The organism is Enterococcus sp. AZ141, from assembly GCF_051714385.1.
In the GTDB taxonomy this organism is placed as follows: domain Bacteria; phylum Bacillota; class Bacilli; order Lactobacillales; family Enterococcaceae; genus Enterococcus_D; species Enterococcus_D entomosocium.
In genome coordinates this window covers 2,714,798-2,730,930 of the sequence record NZ_JBIORT010000001.1, presented here as the reverse complement: position 1 = coordinate 2,730,930, position 16,133 = coordinate 2,714,798, and the positions used below count along the sequence as shown (strand labels likewise).

At 41.9% G+C, this 16,133-nt stretch carries 13 protein-coding genes; 5 read left to right on the top strand and 8 right to left on the bottom strand.

Translation table 11 applies throughout. The features are described from left to right. The first annotated feature begins 177 nt into the window (after positions 1–177). Positions 178–693, top strand: a complete 516-nt coding sequence (locus IGI89_RS12595) for a DsbA family protein (protein WP_005235682.1) — start codon at positions 178–180, stop codon at positions 691–693. An 88-nt stretch (positions 694–781) separates the two neighbouring features. Here IGI89_RS12595 and whiA read toward each other — a convergent pair whose 3' ends face one another. The 7 genes from whiA to uvrB all read right to left on the bottom strand — a co-directional run bounded on the left by whiA (position 782) and on the right by uvrB (position 10,835). Further along, positions 782–1,717: a DNA-binding protein WhiA gene (gene whiA / locus IGI89_RS12590; protein ID WP_005235679.1), complete on the bottom strand. Its 936-nt coding sequence runs from the start codon at positions 1,715–1,717 to the stop codon at positions 782–784. An 18-nt stretch (positions 1,718–1,735) separates the two neighbouring features. After that, positions 1,736–2,737 carry a gluconeogenesis factor YvcK family protein gene (locus tag IGI89_RS12585; protein ID WP_005235677.1) on the bottom strand — a complete coding sequence of 334 codons (1,002 nt, stop codon included), beginning with the start codon at positions 2,735–2,737 and terminating at the stop codon, positions 1,736–1,738. After that, positions 2,734–3,624 (bottom strand): RNase adapter RapZ, encoded by an 891-nt coding sequence (rapZ, locus tag IGI89_RS12580; RefSeq protein ID WP_005235675.1) that lies wholly within the window; start codon positions 3,622–3,624, stop codon positions 2,734–2,736. The genes IGI89_RS12585 and rapZ overlap by 4 nt, the downstream gene beginning before the upstream one ends. A 113-nt stretch (positions 3,625–3,737) precedes the next feature. Continuing rightward, entirely contained in the window at positions 3,738–4,448 is a 711-nt protein-coding gene (locus IGI89_RS12575; protein ID WP_430600986.1) for an amino acid racemase, read from the bottom strand. Between the two features lie 3 nt (positions 4,449–4,451). Then, a complete protein-coding gene (locus tag IGI89_RS12570; RefSeq protein ID WP_035007337.1) occupies positions 4,452–5,705 on the bottom strand; it encodes a carboxylate--amine ligase in 1,254 nt (417 codons plus the stop codon). 308 nt (positions 5,706–6,013) lie between these two features. After that, positions 6,014–8,830, bottom strand: a complete 2,817-nt coding sequence (uvrA, locus tag IGI89_RS12565; RefSeq protein ID WP_429967816.1) for an excinuclease ABC subunit UvrA — start codon at positions 8,828–8,830, stop codon at positions 6,014–6,016. Between the two features lie 13 nt (positions 8,831–8,843). Next, positions 8,844–10,835, bottom strand: coding sequence for an excinuclease ABC subunit UvrB (gene uvrB, locus IGI89_RS12560; RefSeq protein WP_430600988.1), 1,992 nt, complete (start codon positions 10,833–10,835; stop codon positions 8,844–8,846). A 270-nt stretch (positions 10,836–11,105) separates the two neighbouring features. On the opposite strand from uvrB, the gene IGI89_RS12555 reads away from it, so the two are divergent. Next, positions 11,106–13,259 (top strand): amino acid ABC transporter substrate-binding protein/permease, encoded by a 2,154-nt coding sequence (locus IGI89_RS12555; protein WP_196044288.1) that lies wholly within the window; start codon positions 11,106–11,108, stop codon positions 13,257–13,259. A 1-nt stretch (position 13,260) separates the two neighbouring features. Then, a complete protein-coding gene (locus IGI89_RS12550) occupies positions 13,261–13,998 on the top strand; it encodes an amino acid ABC transporter ATP-binding protein (RefSeq protein ID WP_005235668.1) in 738 nt (245 codons plus the stop codon). A 52-nt stretch (positions 13,999–14,050) separates the two neighbouring features. Here IGI89_RS12550 and IGI89_RS12545 read toward each other — a convergent pair whose 3' ends face one another. Then, complete coding sequence (locus tag IGI89_RS12545; RefSeq protein ID WP_008382185.1) at positions 14,051–14,290, bottom strand: hypothetical protein; 240 nt, start codon at positions 14,288–14,290, stop codon at positions 14,051–14,053. Positions 14,291–14,681: 391 nt separating this feature from the next. On the opposite strand from IGI89_RS12545, the gene IGI89_RS12540 reads away from it, so the two are divergent. Together IGI89_RS12540 and IGI89_RS12535 are read left to right on the top strand one after the other, a co-directional pair. Then, positions 14,682–15,224 (top strand): hypothetical protein, encoded by a 543-nt coding sequence (locus IGI89_RS12540; RefSeq protein WP_430600989.1) that lies wholly within the window; start codon positions 14,682–14,684, stop codon positions 15,222–15,224. A gap of 105 nt (positions 15,225–15,329) precedes the next feature. Next, positions 15,330–16,085, top strand: coding sequence for a Tat pathway signal sequence domain protein (locus tag IGI89_RS12535; RefSeq protein WP_430600990.1), 756 nt, complete (start codon positions 15,330–15,332; stop codon positions 16,083–16,085). The last annotated feature ends 48 nt before the right edge of the window (positions 16,086–16,133 follow it).

The window sequence follows — 16,133 nt, the reverse complement described above, 5'->3', positions numbered from 1 at the left end:
ATAGCTGAAAATCAAGGAATATAAAAGCACCGGCTGGGTAATTTTCTTTATTTCGTGAAACGAAATACATAGTATTTAGCTAATTTCCCTCCTCATTTCACAGACTCGGATCAAAAGACCTGAGGCTTTTCTTTCAGTAGAAACTTCGGTAAACTAAAAGAAAAAGGAGGAATCTTAATGGATATTTCAATCATCAAAGCACAAGAAACAAATGCGGTAACAGGGATACATATCGGAGACCCTTCCGCTAAACCGATCGTCGAATTTATGAATTTGCGTTGTCCTTATTGTCGGCAATGGTTTGAGGAATCGTTACCGACCTTAAGTGAAGCTGTCACAGCTGGGAAACTACGCCGTGTCATCAAATTATTCGACAAAGAAAAAGAATCATTGCAACGAGGCAATGTGATGCATCGGTTTGTTTCCAGTACAGATCCTCAGGCAACGATCGCTGAGATTACAAAAATTTATCAAACACAAGACGAATGGGGTCATTTATCTTTAAATGAAGTGGCAGAATATGCGAAAAATACCTTAGGGCTATCTGAACAAAATCATCCTGCGATCGCCGGAGAAATTGTGGAAGAAGCGAAAAACGCCAACATTCAATTTGTGCCAACGATTATCTTAGATGGGCACATTTTTGATGAATCGATCACTGCTGAGGAATTAACTGCATTGATCAATGAGTAACCACAAATAAAAGAGCAGGAGCAGATTTGACGCGAACATCCACGTCAAATCTGCTCCTGCTCTTTTGATTCATTTTTATTCCATTCGACTAGCTGACTTGTTCACGAAGATGATCGGCAAATTCGTTGATTTTTCGAATGCGATGATTGATCCCTGATTTCGAGATCGCTCCTGATGGAATCATTTCTCCTAGCTCTTTCAAGCTGACCTCGGGATGTTCCAAACGTAATTCGGCGATTTCTTGCAGCTTTTCAGGTAGAGCTTGCAAGCCAACTCGATCTTGAATAAACTCGATATTGTCGATCTGCTTCGAAGCAGCATCGATCGTTTTGTTCATATTGGCGGTTTCACAATTCACCAAACGGTTGACTGAGTTACGCATGTCTCGCACGATCCGCACGTCCTCGAATTTCAACATGGAATTGGTGGCGCCGATCAGAGTCAAAAAATCAGCGATTTTCTCAGCGCCTTTCAAGTAAGAAATATACCCATTTCTACGTTCTAATGCACGGGCATTCAAACCATATGCGTTTAGCATATCGCAAATATCTTGGTTATGCTCCTCGTAGATGGAATAAATCTCTAAGTGATAGCGGCTAGTTTCTGGATTGTTGATCGATCCTGATGCCATGAAAGCCCCTCGTAAATAGGAACGCATTTTTTGAGTATTGCCCATGATCTCATCAGAAACATGGCTTTGAAACATCAGCCCGTCCATGATATCTAAGTCCAAAAGCACGCGCTTTGTCTCTTGCTTCAAACGAACGATGTAGACGTTGTTCTTTTTTAATTTCATTTTGCGACGGACCAGCAACTCGCTGCGCACGTCGTAATGATCTTTTAGTAAAGAGTAGATGCGTCTGGCAATCGCCGCGTTTTCTGTTTGAACGTTTAAAACAAATTGCTGGTTGTTGATACTTAATGACCCATTCATCCGAATCAAAGCTGCCAGTTCTGCCTTGGCATGTTCGCGATGAACTTCTAATGCAGTCAATTCTTTTTTTACTTCTGCTGCAAAGGACATAAAAAAATCCCTCCTTTCTTAGATTTTGGCCCCGTAAACGATACGTAGAAGTTCTTCAATCACTTTATCTCCGTCATGAAAAACTCCGCCATCTCTAAGCTCCAGAAAGTCAGCTGAAATGACACGGCTGGCTTCTTCTCGCAGTCCTTGGAAATCGTGTTTCACTTGTACAAGATATTCATCATAAATCTCTGGGTCCATATATCCTTCTGGAACTTTCTCGGTGTTGACTAACACCGTATCAATAAAGGGTTTGCCTAAATGCTTATGCAAGACTCTCACATGGTCGGCATCACTAAAGTGTTCGGTTTCACCTTTTTGGGTCATGATATTACAAATATAAACCGTTTCAGCTTGTGTTTCCAACATTGCTTGACCGATCTCGCTGATCATGAGATTGGGCAAAATACTAGTAAAGAGACTACCAGGACCCAAGACGATCATATCTGCCTCCATAATTGATGAAACAACTTTACGAGCTGCTTTCGGCTCATCATTATTTTCTTGATTACGAACAAAGACCCGTTCGATCGTTTTGCGATCAACCGCGATTTTGGACTCTCCTACCGCTTCGGTGCCGTCTTTAAAAATAGCGTGCAACACCAATGGCAGATCTGAGGAAGGATATACTCGTCCATCGATATGCATGATTTTCGACAAAATTTGAATGGCTTCATAGGTACTGCTACGCATTTCAGCAATCGCCGCAATAATCAAGTTCCCAAGGGCATGATTGGCTAAAAATTTGTCTTCCGCTTTAAAACGGTATTGAAAAATATCATTATACAATTGCGGCATATCAGATAGAGCCGCCAGAACATTGCGCAGATCCCCCGGTGGTGAAATAGAGGAAACCAAATTGCGGATCTCGCCGCTGCTACCGCCATCATCAGCGACCGTAACGATCGCTGTGATGTCTACACCTTGATTCCGCAAGCTCTTCAGGATGACTGGTAACCCAGTTCCGCCACCTACCACAACGATCTTCGGCTTTCTGATCCGGTACGTTTTCATTTTCATGAACGATTCACCGTCTCTTTGCGCTTATCTTTGTCGCGATGAGTAATATTGACGCGATAGTCTTCTGCCAAAACCGCCCCGATGCGCTCCGATAATGCAACCGAACGGTGTTGACCCCCAGTACAGCCGATAGCCACCGTCAAGCTGCTTTTGCCTTCCTTGACATAGCCTGGCATGATCGTTTGCAACAGTGTACTAAATTGCTGATAGAATTCTTCCGTTTCTGGAAAAGACATGACGTAATCATACACGGGTTCATCTTTACCCGTTAAAGGACGCAACTCTGGAATGTAATGGGGATTCGGTAAGAAACGAACATCCATCACGATATCAGCATCGATCGGCAAGCCATACTTGAAGCCAAACGAAAGTATTTCAATACGAAACCCTGTCTCATGAGAAGCACGAAATTCTTGATTGATTTTTTCTCTCAGTTGCCGTGGGGTCAACGTCGTTGTGTCGATAACAATACTGGCACGCGTCTTCAAATCGTTTAAGATCGCTCGCTCTTTGCGAATGCCTTCCGTAACTAAGCCATCCATCGCTAGTGGATGTGCTCTTCTCGTTTCCTTGTATCTTGACACCAATTCATTGTCCGATGCATCTAAAAAGAGCATCCGTGTGTCGATAAAATTCGTGTTTTCAATATCGATCAGCATACTTTGGATTTCTTCAAAAAACGATCTTGAACGCAGATCGACAACTAAGGCAATTTTTGTCACTTTTCCTGATTCTTTGATCAGTTCCCAAAATTTAGGGATCAAGCTTGGGGGCATATTGTCGATACAAAAGTACCCCATATCTTCAAAACTCTGGATCGCGACCGTTTTGCCGGCTCCGCTCATCCCAGTAATAATGACCAATTCTAAATGATCCACTTCAGTCATAGGTAAAACTCCTTTCTGAAACAACTCTATTATATCATGCCGGGCGTATCATTGGAACACCGGCATAAAAAAAGACGTTAGCTCAAAAAATGCCGCTAACGTCGCTATCAGCTTTAGATTGCTTGGCGATTTGCCAATGCTTTTTCAATCGTCCGATCAACTAAAATGGATTGGGCATCCACGACTGGATAAGGATTGTCAGTCACAAATTCATCCATCAAGGATAACTCGGTACATCCAAGTACTACGCTTTCACAGCCGATGCGTTCGGTGACTTCTTCCAGTATCTCAAAGTAAAGTTCTTGATCCAGATGATCATTTTCTTTGATTCGATCATAGATCAATGTATTGACCTTTTTTTGGATCGCTGGCTCTGGGAGATAGACATCAAGTCCCAACTGGCGCAATTCTTTCTCATAGATGCCGGCTTTGACACTGCCTTCTGTCCCAAGAAAGGCCACTTTTCCAGTGACGCCTTTTTCTAAAACGACTTTCGCTGCCTCACGAGGCATATGCAAAATCTCGATCTCAGTAGCAGCTTGCAACTCATCAAAAAAATAATGCGCTGTGTTACAAGTCAACACAATAAAATTAGGCTTTAACAAATTTTGTTTTTCGATGTCGTCCATTAAATATGGAACAGGGTTTTCTAACGTGTTGTCTAAAATATATGCCGTCCGATCTGGGACTGTGGCATGATTGAATAAAACATAGTTCAAGTAATCTTGGTCTTTATGGGTCTGTGTCCGTCGGTTTAAAATACGGACAAAACTTTCCGTCGCTAACGTTCCCATGCCACCTAAAATACTAAAAAAATTCTCCATCTTCTAGCCTTCTTTCGTATGGAAATACGTTTTGAATCGTTTGTTGTATAGATGGAACATTCTCTTTAATAGAATCCAACGCTTCAGCGATAAGTCTTCTTTATAAAAGACGGTCGTTCCCCAGCGATTGTCTGCTAATAATTTTTTTGCTCGTTCTTTCGCAGGATTTTCTTTTGCGTAAGTCAAGAAGATGTTTTTTGGTACACCTAGCCATAATTTCGCCTCCGGCGCGTCAGCTTTGCCATAAACCGTTTCTGTGTAAGGTTTTTCGAAGACTAAATCTTCAGTGATAAACTTTGCCAAATTCAATCCGCTTAAGGTAATAAAGAAACTGCTTCTTCCTTGACGCAAGTTGATTTCAAATAATTTATATTGCCCGTCGCGCGCATCATATTTCAAGTCAAAATTGGCAAATCCAACATACTCGATCTCTTTTAAAAACTTACGAATCATTTGATAGATTTGATCATTTTCATCTGGAATGATCACGACATAATTCCCAACAGCGCCAGGGGTTGGGTCTTCTAGTAAAGGATGACCTAAGCCCATCACACGAACTTCGTGATTCTCATCAACATAGGCATTTAAAACCCGCATGTTGCTGTCGTCGCCAGGAATAAAATCTTGGACGATCATTTCATATTGATAACCCGCTTGATAAATGCGAGAAACGATTTCTTCAAATTCTGTTCGATTATCAATAATAAAGGCTTTTTTGCGTCCTTCAAAATCAACTGACAGCCACGCGACACTATTTGCTGGTTTCAAAGCCACAGGAAAATCAAAAGGCAGCTCTCCTTTGAACGTTCCTTCCGTCAACAGTTCAGGCGTTAAAATGAAGGTCTTAGGATAAGGCAAGCCATATTCCTCGCAGACTTCGTAAAAGCTTACTTTGTTGATCAACCGTTTTAGTAAAGAATAATCGTTAGCGATAAAGGTATAATAGGGCTTCAATTCTTCTTTATGCTTCGCTAACAGTTCCGCATAACCATCGCCGCAAGGAATCAACAAATATTTCATCGCAGGATCGTTGTAAGTATTTTTTCCTAACTTGATCAACGTTTCAGTGAATCCGGGATCATGGTCAAAACCTTCCACTTGATTGATTTTTACAATTTTACTAAAGCGGGTTGGCGCAAGTTCGGCGCCTGCATAGGCAACTGATTGAATACCATATGCTTCGTGGAACGCTCTGGCCATACCATAAACATTCATATCGCTTCCTAATAATATGGGAAGAAAATTTTCCTGACTCATCAAAAATCACTCTCTCTTTTGAATACGAAAAACGACCTCTCTCGTTTCGTTTAATTACAATAGCATTATAATACCACAAAGAAAAAAGCAATCAAAGTATCTATCTTTGATTGCTTTCTCCCACTTTGAACGGATAGAACTTATAGGCAGTTTATTCAATGCGAATATACGTATACCTATTGCTATTCTATCAAATAAAATTTTGATTTCAAGCCCTTATCATGAAATTTGCAGATATTTCACGCTTCCTTAAACTTTAGCGAAACCTATTGACAGACAAGTGAAAAAGTGAGTGCTTTTTCATCTGCTTAAAGGACTTTTTTCAAATAATGACCGGTGTAGCTGTCTGAAACCGCAGCAATTTCTTCTGGTGTACCAGTTGCAATGATCGTGCCACCGCCTTCGCCACCTTCTGGACCTAGGTCAATCACATGGTCCGCTGATTTGATGACATCCAAGTTGTGTTCGATCACTAAAACGGTGTTGCCAGCGTCGACAAATCGTTCCAAAACTTTCAACAAACGGGCAATATCATCCGTATGCAGACCAGTCGTCGGTTCATCTAAGATATAAAAACTCTTGCCATTGGAATTTTTGTGCAGTTCACTGGCAAGCTTCATCCGTTGCGCTTCCCCACCAGACAAAGTAGTCGCTGGTTGTCCCATAGTGACATAACCTAAACCGACATCGACGATCGTTTGCAATTTTCGATGGATTTTGGGAATATGTTGGAAAAATTCCACTGCATCTTCCACGGTCATATCTAAGATTTCCGAAATGTTTTTTCCTTTGTAATGAACTTCTAACGTTTCTGAGTTATAACGTTTGCCATGACAAACCTCACAAGGTACGTAGACATCAGGTAAGAAGTGCATCTCGATCTTGATGATTCCGTCCCCTTTACATGCTTCACAGCGTCCACCTTTTACATTAAAACTAAAGCGGCCTTTTTTATAACCACGGACTTTCGCCTCATTGGTTTTAGCAAATAAATCACGAATGTCATCAAAGACACTGGTATATGTTGCCGGATTGCTTCGAGGTGTCCGACCAATCGGGCTCTGATCGATATCGATCAATTTCTCAATAGCTTCATAACCAGTAATGGCTTTAAAGCGGCCAGGTTTGTTCGAATTCCGATTGATTTTTTGCGCCAAGGCTTTTTTCAAAATTTCATTGACTAATGTTGATTTACCAGAGCCAGAGACCCCTGTAACTGCGACGAACTTTCCTAATGGAAAATCGACCGAAATGTTTTTCAAGTTATTCTCAGAGGCACCGGTCACACGAATCTTTTCACCATTGCCTTTGCGGCGTTCCGTCGGTGTTGGGATTTCTCGTTTTCCAGATAAGTATTGACCTGTTAAAGAAGACTCATTGGCAGCGACTTCATCGGGAGTGCCTGCAGCGACGATCTCGCCACCTGCATGTCCTGCACCCGGACCGACATCGATCAAGTAGTCTGCTGCCCGCATCGTGTCTTCGTCATGCTCAACGACAATCAGGGTATTCCCGAGATCACGCATTTTCCGCAATGAATCTAGCAAGCGATCATTGTCTCGTTGGTGAAGACCGATCGATGGCTCATCAAGAATGTAAAGCACCCCAGACAAATTGGAGCCGATTTGTGTTGCCAAGCGAATTCGTTGCGCTTCCCCACCAGAGAGTGTGCCTGACGCACGACTCAAGGTCAAATAGTCCAATCCGACATTTTTTAAGAAGCTTAAACGATCATCGACTTCTTTCACGATCGGACGTGCAATCATTTGCTCTTGTTCCGTTAGTTTCAATTCTTCGACAAAGTTCAAGGCATTGTTGATCGCCATCTCACTCATTTCACCAATATGCTTCCCATTGACTTGCACGCACAGCGCTTGAGGGTTCAAGCGATAGCCATGACAGGTTTTACAAGTCAACTCTGTCATATACAAACGCATTTGATCACGGGTAAAATCAGAGTTGGTTTCATGATAACGGCGTTTGATATTTGGTAAGATCCCTTCAAAAGCGACCTCAACATCACGCACCCCACCAAAATCATTCTCATAATGGAAATGGAACATCTCCCCATTCGAACCATTCAAGATAATATCTCTGTGTTCTTCTGGCAATTCTTCAAATGGTGTGTCCATATCGATATTGAATTCTTGACAGGCTTGTTCCAGCATTTGCGGATAATATTGTGAACTGATTGGATTCCATGGCAATAGTGCGCCTTCACGCAACGTTTTGCTTTGATCGGGAATCACTAAGTCGACATCGACTTCTAGCTTCACGCCAAGACCATCACAGTCTGGACAAGCACCAAAAGGCGCGTTGAATGAAAAGAGGCGTGGTTCTAATTCTCCAACCGTAAAACCGCAATAAGGACAAGAATAATGTTCACTGAAGAGCATTTCTTTTTGGCCGATCACATCGACTACCGCATAGCCGTCCGCTAACCGTAATGCCGCTTCAAAAGAATCAAACAGGCGTGAACGTATGCCTTCCTTCACAACAATCCGGTCAATGATGATGGCAATATCGTGCTTTTTATTTTTTTCTAATTCAGGCGCTTCAGAAACATCATAGACTTCACCGTCTACGCGCATCCTTACATAGCCTTCTCTTTGGATACGTTCGAAGACTTTTTTGTGCTGCCCTTTCTTTTGGTAAACGATCGGTGCCAACAATTGGATCTTGGTGCGTTCTGGTAATGCCAAAACTTCATCCACCATCTGCTCAACCGACTGACTAGTGATCTCGATGTGATCATTTGGACAAATCGGGTGACCGATTCTAGCGTAAAGAAGCCGCAGATAATCATTGATTTCAGTAACCGTCCCTACTGTTGATCGCGGGTTCTTGCTGGTGGTTTTTTGATCGATAGAAATCGCTGGACTAAGTCCATCAATGCTATCTACGTCTGGTTTATCCATTTGACCTAAAAACTGACGGGCATACGCCGATAGACTTTCTACATATCGGCGTTGTCCTTCGGCATACAACGTATCAAAAGCTAAGGAGCTTTTCCCTGAACCCGAAAGACCAGTAACAACAACGAGTTGGTCTCTGGGAATCGTCACATCGATATTTTTTAAATTATGGGCCCGTGCCCCATGGATCACGATTTTATCATTTGCCATAGTGTTTCTCCTTCTAATCAGCAGCTTTTAGCTCAAGAATAGCATCTCTTAAGGTAGCAGCCGTTTCAAAATCCAATGCTTTCGCAGCATCTTTCATCTCTTTTTCTAGCTTCAGCAACAAGGTTGCTTTTTCCTCACGACTCAGTTCTTCATAAGAAGTCGTGGTGTATTCACCGGTCTCTTCTGCCACTTTTGTGATCGCGATCAGATCGCGAATTTCTTTAATAATGGTTTTCGGTACGATCCCATGTTCTTCGTTGTAGGCTTCTTGGATACTTCGGCGTCGCGCCGTTTCATCGATCGCTCGCTGCATCGAATCAGTCATTTTATCAGCGTACATGATTACTTTTCCTTCAGAGTTTCGGGCTGCCCGTCCAATGGTTTGGACTAATGAGCGTTCGCTGCGCAGGAAGCCTTCCTTATCGGCATCAAGAATCGCAACCAGAGAAACTTCCGGCACGTCTAACCCTTCTCGCAGTAAGTTGATTCCGACCAGTACATCAAATTCACCGAGGCGCAGGTCTCGAATGATCTCTGTTCGTTCCAATGTTTTGATGTCACTGTGCAAGTATTTGACTTTGATCCCTAATTCTTTGAAGTAATCCGTCAAATCTTCAGACATTTTTTTCGTCAAGGTCGTCACAAAGACCCGTTCATTTCGCTCGACTCGCTCATTGATTTCTCCCACGAGGTCGTCAATTTGACCCATGATCGGTCGTACTTCGATCACCGGATCTAACAGACCAGTTGGTCGAATGATTTGTTGAACGACGGTATCGGTTTGATCGTATTCATAGGGTCCAGGTGTTGCTGACACATAGACGATTTGATTGACATGTTTCTCAAATTCTTCCAAGCGTAACGGACGGTTGTCCAGTGCAGAAGGCAAACGGAAGCCATAATCCACTAACATTTGTTTTCTAGCACGGTCACCATTATACATCCCACGAACTTGGGGCATCGTTACGTGTGATTCATCGATTACTAATAGAAAATCATCTGGGAAGAAATCCAATAACGTATAAGGCGGTTCCCCTTCTTTTCGTCCATCCATGTGGCGAGAGTAGTTTTCGATCCCTGAGGTATACCCCATTTCTCGCATCATTTCAATATCATAGTTGGTTCGCTGCTCTAAACGCTGTGCTTCCAGCAGCTTATTTTCTGCTCGCAAAACTTTCAGTCGTTCATCGAGTTCACTTTGGATTGAAGCGATCGCATGTTCCATATGGTCTTCATTGGTCACAAAGTGGGTTGCCGGAAAGATCGACACATGTTCGGTGTCACTCATGATCTCGCCCGTCAAGGCATCAACTTCACGAATCCGATCGATTTCATCGCCAAAAAACTCAATGCGCAACGCTCGCTCATCACGAGAAGCTGGGAAAATCTCCACAACATCGCCGCGCACGCGAAAACGCCCCCGTTGAAAATCGATGTCGTTTCGTTCAAATTGGATCTCGATCAATTCTTTTAATAGTTGATCCCGAGACTTTTCCATCCCTACTCGTAAAGAAACAACTTGTCTTGCATACTCGATCGGCGAACCTAAACCGAAAATACAAGAGACAGAAGCTACAACAATCACATCGTTTCTCTCTAATAAAGAACTTGTCGCCGAGTGACGGAGCTTATCGATTTCATCGTTGACACTGGAGTCTTTTTCGATGTATGTATCACTGGAAGGAACATACGCTTCTGGTTGATAGTAATCATAGTAACTGACAAAATACTCGACTGCATTATTTGGAAAGAAATCCTTAAACTCGCCATATAATTGTCCAGCCAATGTTTTATTATGGGCAATGATCAATGTCGGTTTATTGACTTCTTTGATTAGATTAGAAATCGTATAAGTCTTACCGGTCCCAGTGGCTCCCAACAAAATCTGTGCTTTTTTTCCACCGACCACCCCGTCAACCAATTGATGGATCGCTTCTGGTTGATCCCCAGCTGGTTGATATTTTGATACTAAGTCAAATTCATGGGAAGTTGTTCTTTCGATCATCTTCATTCCCCCTCAATTATTCTAAACGACAACAAAAAAAGAAAAACTCGCTGCCGCTTTTCCATAAATAAGTATATCATAGCGAACATACTTTCGCCATCATTTGCTATGAAAGTTTCATGCGATTAAGCATAACTTAACATGTTTGATTTTCTAACATCTAATGTGAGGTTTAAACGATTTTGTCATATTTTTAAAGAGAAAGACTTGTGTGTTGAAGAAAAAATCCATATAATCTATAAATACGTTATATCTAAAGGGGGAATTTTCTTGAAAAGAAAACACATGTCCTTCGCTTTAATCGCGCTGATTATCAGCATTTTTACGCTCTCAGTAAAGTCAGCAAGTGCGGAGGAAACTACGTATAAGATAGGAACAGATTTAACATTTGCTCCTTTCGAATTCCAAAATGAAAATAATGAATACGTTGGGATCGATATAGATTTATTAAATGCAATCGCAGAAGATCAAGGTTTTGCAGTTGATTTACGTCCTTTAGGTTTTGACGCCTCCATTCAAGGCGTGCAATCAAATCAGTTAGATGGCATGATCGCTGGGATGAGTATCACAGAGGAACGTAAAGAAACCTTTGATTTCTCAGATCCTTATTTCGATAGTGGGATTCAAATGGCGGTAGCTGCTGACAATGACAGTATTACTAGCTATGAGGATCTTGAAGGCGAAACGGTCGGTGCAAAGGTTGGTACCGAAAGTGCCCGCTTTCTAGAAAGCAATAAAGACCAATATGGCTACGACATCAAATTATATGATGACGCTACTGGACTATATGGCGCTGTACGCAATGGTACTGTGGCAGCCGCTTTTGATGATTATCCAGTGCTTGGCTATGCTATCAACAATGGCGAACCAATGAAGCTTGTCGGCGAACCTGAAAAAGGCGCTTCTTACGGATTTGCCGTCAGAAAAGGCCAAAATCAAGAACTCCTTGAAAAATTCAACGCTGGTTTAGCCAATATGAAAGCTTCCGGCAAATACGACGAAATCGTCAATACTTACATCACAACGTCTGATACAGATGCAGGCACTAGTGAAATGGTGAAAGTCGAACCAAAGAAAGATGTTTACCGAATTGCCAGTGACTCAGCCTTCGCTCCATTTGAATTCCAAAATGAAGACAATGAGTATGTAGGGATCGATGTTGATTTAATGAACCGGGCGGCAGAATTGCAAGGGTTCAACATCGAATTCAATTTCATCGGTTTTTCCGGAGCTTTGCAAGCGTTGGATGGTAACCAAGCAGATGGGATGATCGCTGGGATGACAATCACTGATGAGCGTCGTCAATCCTATGACTTTTCTGATTCTTACTTTGAAAGTGGTATTCAGATTGCTGTAAAAGAAGGCAATGATTCCATCAAATCCTATGAAGATTTAGATGGAAAAACCGTCGGTGCAAAAGTTGGGACAGAAAGTGCAGACTTCTTGATCGCCAACGAAGAGAAATATGGCTATTCGATCAAATATTATGATGCTGCCGATCAATTATATGCGGCTGTTAACGGCGGACAAATTGATGCCATGATGGATGATTATCCAGTGATTGGTTATGCCATCAGCCAAGGACAAAAACTAGTGACACCGATTGAAAAAGAATCTGGTGGTCAGTACGGTTTTGCGGTGAAAAAAGGCCAAAATCCTGAACTGATCCAAATGTTCAATGAAGCATTGAAAGAAATGAAACGGACTGGGGAGTACGATCAAATCATCAATAAATACATTGAAGATGGATCTGCCACAGAAAAACGAGTGGATGAATCAACGATCACTGGTTTGATCAGCAACAACTATAACGTCTTGTTAAAAGGATTATGGAATACCCTTTTACTAGCATTGATTTCTTTTGCCTTAGCATTAGTGATCGGAATCATTTTTGGACTATTTAGTGTTGCTCCAATCAAAGCATTGCGGGTTTTTGCAGGGATCTATGTTGACATCATTCGTGGTATTCCTATGATGGTATTGGCTTTCTTCATCTTCTTCGGCCTCTCCGATGCGATTGGTATCACGATTCCGGACTTTGCTGCTGGGGTCATTACATTGACCTTAAATGCCAGTGCCTATATCGCTGAGATCGTCCGTGGTGGGATCAACGCAGTGCCAAAAGGTCAGATGGAAGCCTCTCGTAGTTTGGGGATGACCTACACTCGGACAATGCAGAAAATCATTTTACCGCAAGCGATCAAAATCATGATTCCATCTTTCGTTAACCAATTCGTTATCTCGTTGAAAGATACAACGATCATCTCGGTTATTGGAGTCGTAGAATTATTGCAAACTGGGAAAATCATCGTTGCACGAACCACACAAAGTACCTATGTCTACTTGATCATCGCGATTATTTACTTAGTCGTGATCACAGCTTTAACGAAACTTGCAAAAGTTTTAGAAAAGAAGGTGAAATAGCATGAAAGAAAAAATCTTAGTTGAAAATCTTGTAAAAAAATACGGTGACAATACCGTATTGAACAATATCAATGTTTCAATCGCTGAAGGAGAAGTCGTTTGTGTGATCGGCCCTTCAGGATCTGGGAAATCGACGTTCTTACGCTGTTTGAACCGCTTAGAAGAACCAACCAGCGGCGATATTATCGTTGACGGCGCACATCTGATGGATAAAAACACCAATATCAATGCTGTTCGTCAACATATCGGCATGGTGTTTCAGCATTTCAATCTCTTCCCTCACTTGTCGGTTTTAGAAAATATTATTTTAGCTCCGATGGATCTAAAAAATGCTTCTCGGCAAGAAGCGGAACAAAACGCGATTCGTTTATTAGAGACGGTGGGTTTGGCAGATAAAAAAGACATGTACCCGGACAATCTGTCTGGAGGACAAAAACAACGGGTGGCAATTGCTAGAGCCTTAGCAATGAATCCCGATGTGATGTTGTTCGATGAACCAACCTCCGCCCTCGATCCAGAAATGGTTGGCGATGTACTCAATGTTATGAAGGATTTGGCAAAACAAGGAATGACCATGGTAATCGTTACTCATGAGATGGGCTTTGCCAAAGAAGTAGCAAACCGTGTGATGTTTATTGATGGCGGTAATTTCTTGGAAGACGGTACACCTGAGCAAATCTTTTCCAACCCTAAGCACGATCGTACGAAAGATTTCTTAGACAAAGTATTGAATATCTAAAAAAATCCTCTGCAACAGCTCTTTTCTCGGACTGTTGCAGAGGTCTTTTTTTTTATTGATTTTTTCGTTTGGTTTCTTCTGAAATCCGCTTTTGATTTTCACCTAAAAATACTTTTGTATCGATAGGGTTGGCTTTGTTCGCCCCTCCGACGCCAGTATCAACCATCTTTCCCCAACCCTTCAATGGCTCTTTCCCTGCTGCACGAAGTTGCGCATTTTTTAAACGTAACGCTTGTTTTTTCGCTTCTTTTTTTGCTTGATGTTTTGCTTGCCACTGCTTTAAGATGCTCATCTTCATTCCCTCCTCTCCTTGTTATGAATCCTTACATAAATTCTTAGCAACCGGTATGCTGGTTCCTGTTGATCTGGTAAGAGTATACAGGGTTCACCTTTAAAATAGCAAATTTTTATTGAGTAGTTAAATCTATTATAACATTTCCTTTTCACCATCGTAAGCTGCAGATACTAATTTTACTAAAACCATGAAAGGACATTTGAAATCAAGTAGCCAGATCAGAAGCAACATGTTACACTTATTAAACAACACTCCCTCCAAACCAAAATAGGTATACAAACATTTTTCTTTTTTTATTTTATAGCAAATGACGGGGCTTTCCTAATAAAAAACCAACATTAAAATAACAAAGGAAGGCCAAGAAAATCATTTTGGAGGAACCTATCTTATGAAAACCATCATTTTATTTTTCCCACTAATGATACTCTCCCTCTTTCTCACTGGCTGTACCTTGATTGACGAAATCATGGATGACAACACCAAAAGCAGTTTTTCACCAGAAGCAACGTCGTCTTCTCAATCTTTGTCAGCTGATTCAGAAACCAGAGCTTCTTCTTCCAGAACTGAGAACCATGCATCAGAACCCGCATCAGAAACAACTCCTTCTTCTGATGACGTTGCACAAGCTCAGAGCAGTACCGAAACAGCTGCCCCTCAATTTTCGTATTGTGAACAATTGCAGATCGGGCTGCCGCGACGGTGGAATCGAACAGTCAACAAAGACTTGCTCCATCAACTGCAAATAGGAATGTCTTGCGATCAAGTTCTTGAAACCATGGGTGGCCTTCCTTCTTGGCGACTAGCAGTCGTAGGTGTGGAATCCAATGCCTGGATCAATTCCGATGGTGAAGCAATCATTGTCACTCTTATTAACCGAACCGTTTCTAATGTGGCCTGGCATGATCAGTTTTCTGAATCAGAAATTGAGTAATCCATTAAGCGATCTCACGTGACTGATATTGGTAAAACGCATGATGAAATTCAATCACCACTTTTATCAGAAGTCATCTAAAAAACTTGGGAGTTGAAGGATCAAATGAAACTGAGTCGACTTAGAAAAAAAATCCGGGAGCATAGCAGAAGAAGCCTTTTGCTTTCTTTGGGTATCAGTTGTTTTTTGCTTGGCGCTGCCCTCTTCTACAGCGAAAACCAGCCGGCAGCTGCCTACGAGCAGTTTTTAGAGATCGATTACTTAACTGCTTTACTGGAAGAAAGACCTTCCCCTGAGTCCATCAGCGATCTTGGCCTCGATCTCATCAAACGTAGTGATCGGGTAAACCAAGAGCGCAGTGCCATCAACCGAAAGCGGCGCCGCGAAAATGTGATCGTCACAGAAGAGACTAGAAAAGTTTTTTCTCCCGATCAAGGAGCAATGGTTGATGAAGTAAGAAAAGTAACCACTCGCTTACCTGATTCAGCCATTGATTTGTTATCAATGATGGTTGATAGCAGCGCTCTCGAGACAAAAAGAGTGCCTTTAGGTTCACGGGACAAACTGTCCAAAATCAGCTTTGATTTTGAATTTGATGATTCTGGTGATGAAAGATTAGCGAAAATCACATTGGTTGATGTCCCAGAATTTTTCGGTATTGATTTCTCACAATTCGAGAAAGAGGCTGATGTTGAGGAGATCAAAGAGACATTGATCGTACAGTATGGTTTAGATGCTCACATCAGGGACGTTAGCGCCATTCGGAGACTTTTCTTTGTTCATGAAGGATTTGAGTTTTACATTAGTCATACCTACAATCCGAATGGAGTCGGCATCACCGTCCAAGCGGTAGAACCATAAACGAAAAATAGTTAATCCCCCCTCTCTTTGCGGGATTAACAAAAAAAG

Coding starts and splice junctions, on each gene's coding strand:
- IGI89_RS12535 (WP_430600990.1), top strand. CDS start 15,330: ATGAAACTGAGTCGACTTAGAAAAAAAATCCGGGAGCATAGCAGAAGA.
- IGI89_RS12585 (WP_005235677.1), bottom strand. CDS start 2,737: ATGAAAATGAAAACGTACCGGATCAGAAAGCCGAAGATCGTTGTGGTA.
- IGI89_RS12545 (WP_008382185.1), bottom strand. CDS start 14,290: ATGAGCATCTTAAAGCAGTGGCAAGCAAAACATCAAGCAAAAAAAGAA.
- uvrB (WP_430600988.1), bottom strand. CDS start 10,835: ATGATCGAAAGAACAACTTCCCATGAATTTGACTTAGTATCAAAATAT.
- IGI89_RS12570 (WP_035007337.1), bottom strand. CDS start 5,705: ATGAGTCAGGAAAATTTTCTTCCCATATTATTAGGAAGCGATATGAAT.
- whiA (WP_005235679.1), bottom strand. CDS start 1,717: ATGTCCTTTGCAGCAGAAGTAAAAAAAGAATTGACTGCATTAGAAGTT.
- uvrA (WP_429967816.1), bottom strand. CDS start 8,830: ATGGCAAATGATAAAATCGTGATCCATGGGGCACGGGCCCATAATTTA.
- IGI89_RS12550 (WP_005235668.1), top strand. CDS start 13,261: ATGAAAGAAAAAATCTTAGTTGAAAATCTTGTAAAAAAATACGGTGAC.
- IGI89_RS12595 (WP_005235682.1), top strand. CDS start 178: ATGGATATTTCAATCATCAAAGCACAAGAAACAAATGCGGTAACAGGG.
- rapZ (WP_005235675.1), bottom strand. CDS start 3,624: ATGACTGAAGTGGATCATTTAGAATTGGTCATTATTACTGGGATGAGC.
- IGI89_RS12540 (WP_430600989.1), top strand. CDS start 14,682: ATGAAAACCATCATTTTATTTTTCCCACTAATGATACTCTCCCTCTTT.
- IGI89_RS12575 (WP_430600986.1), bottom strand. CDS start 4,448: ATGGAGAATTTTTTTAGTATTTTAGGTGGCATGGGAACGTTAGCGACG.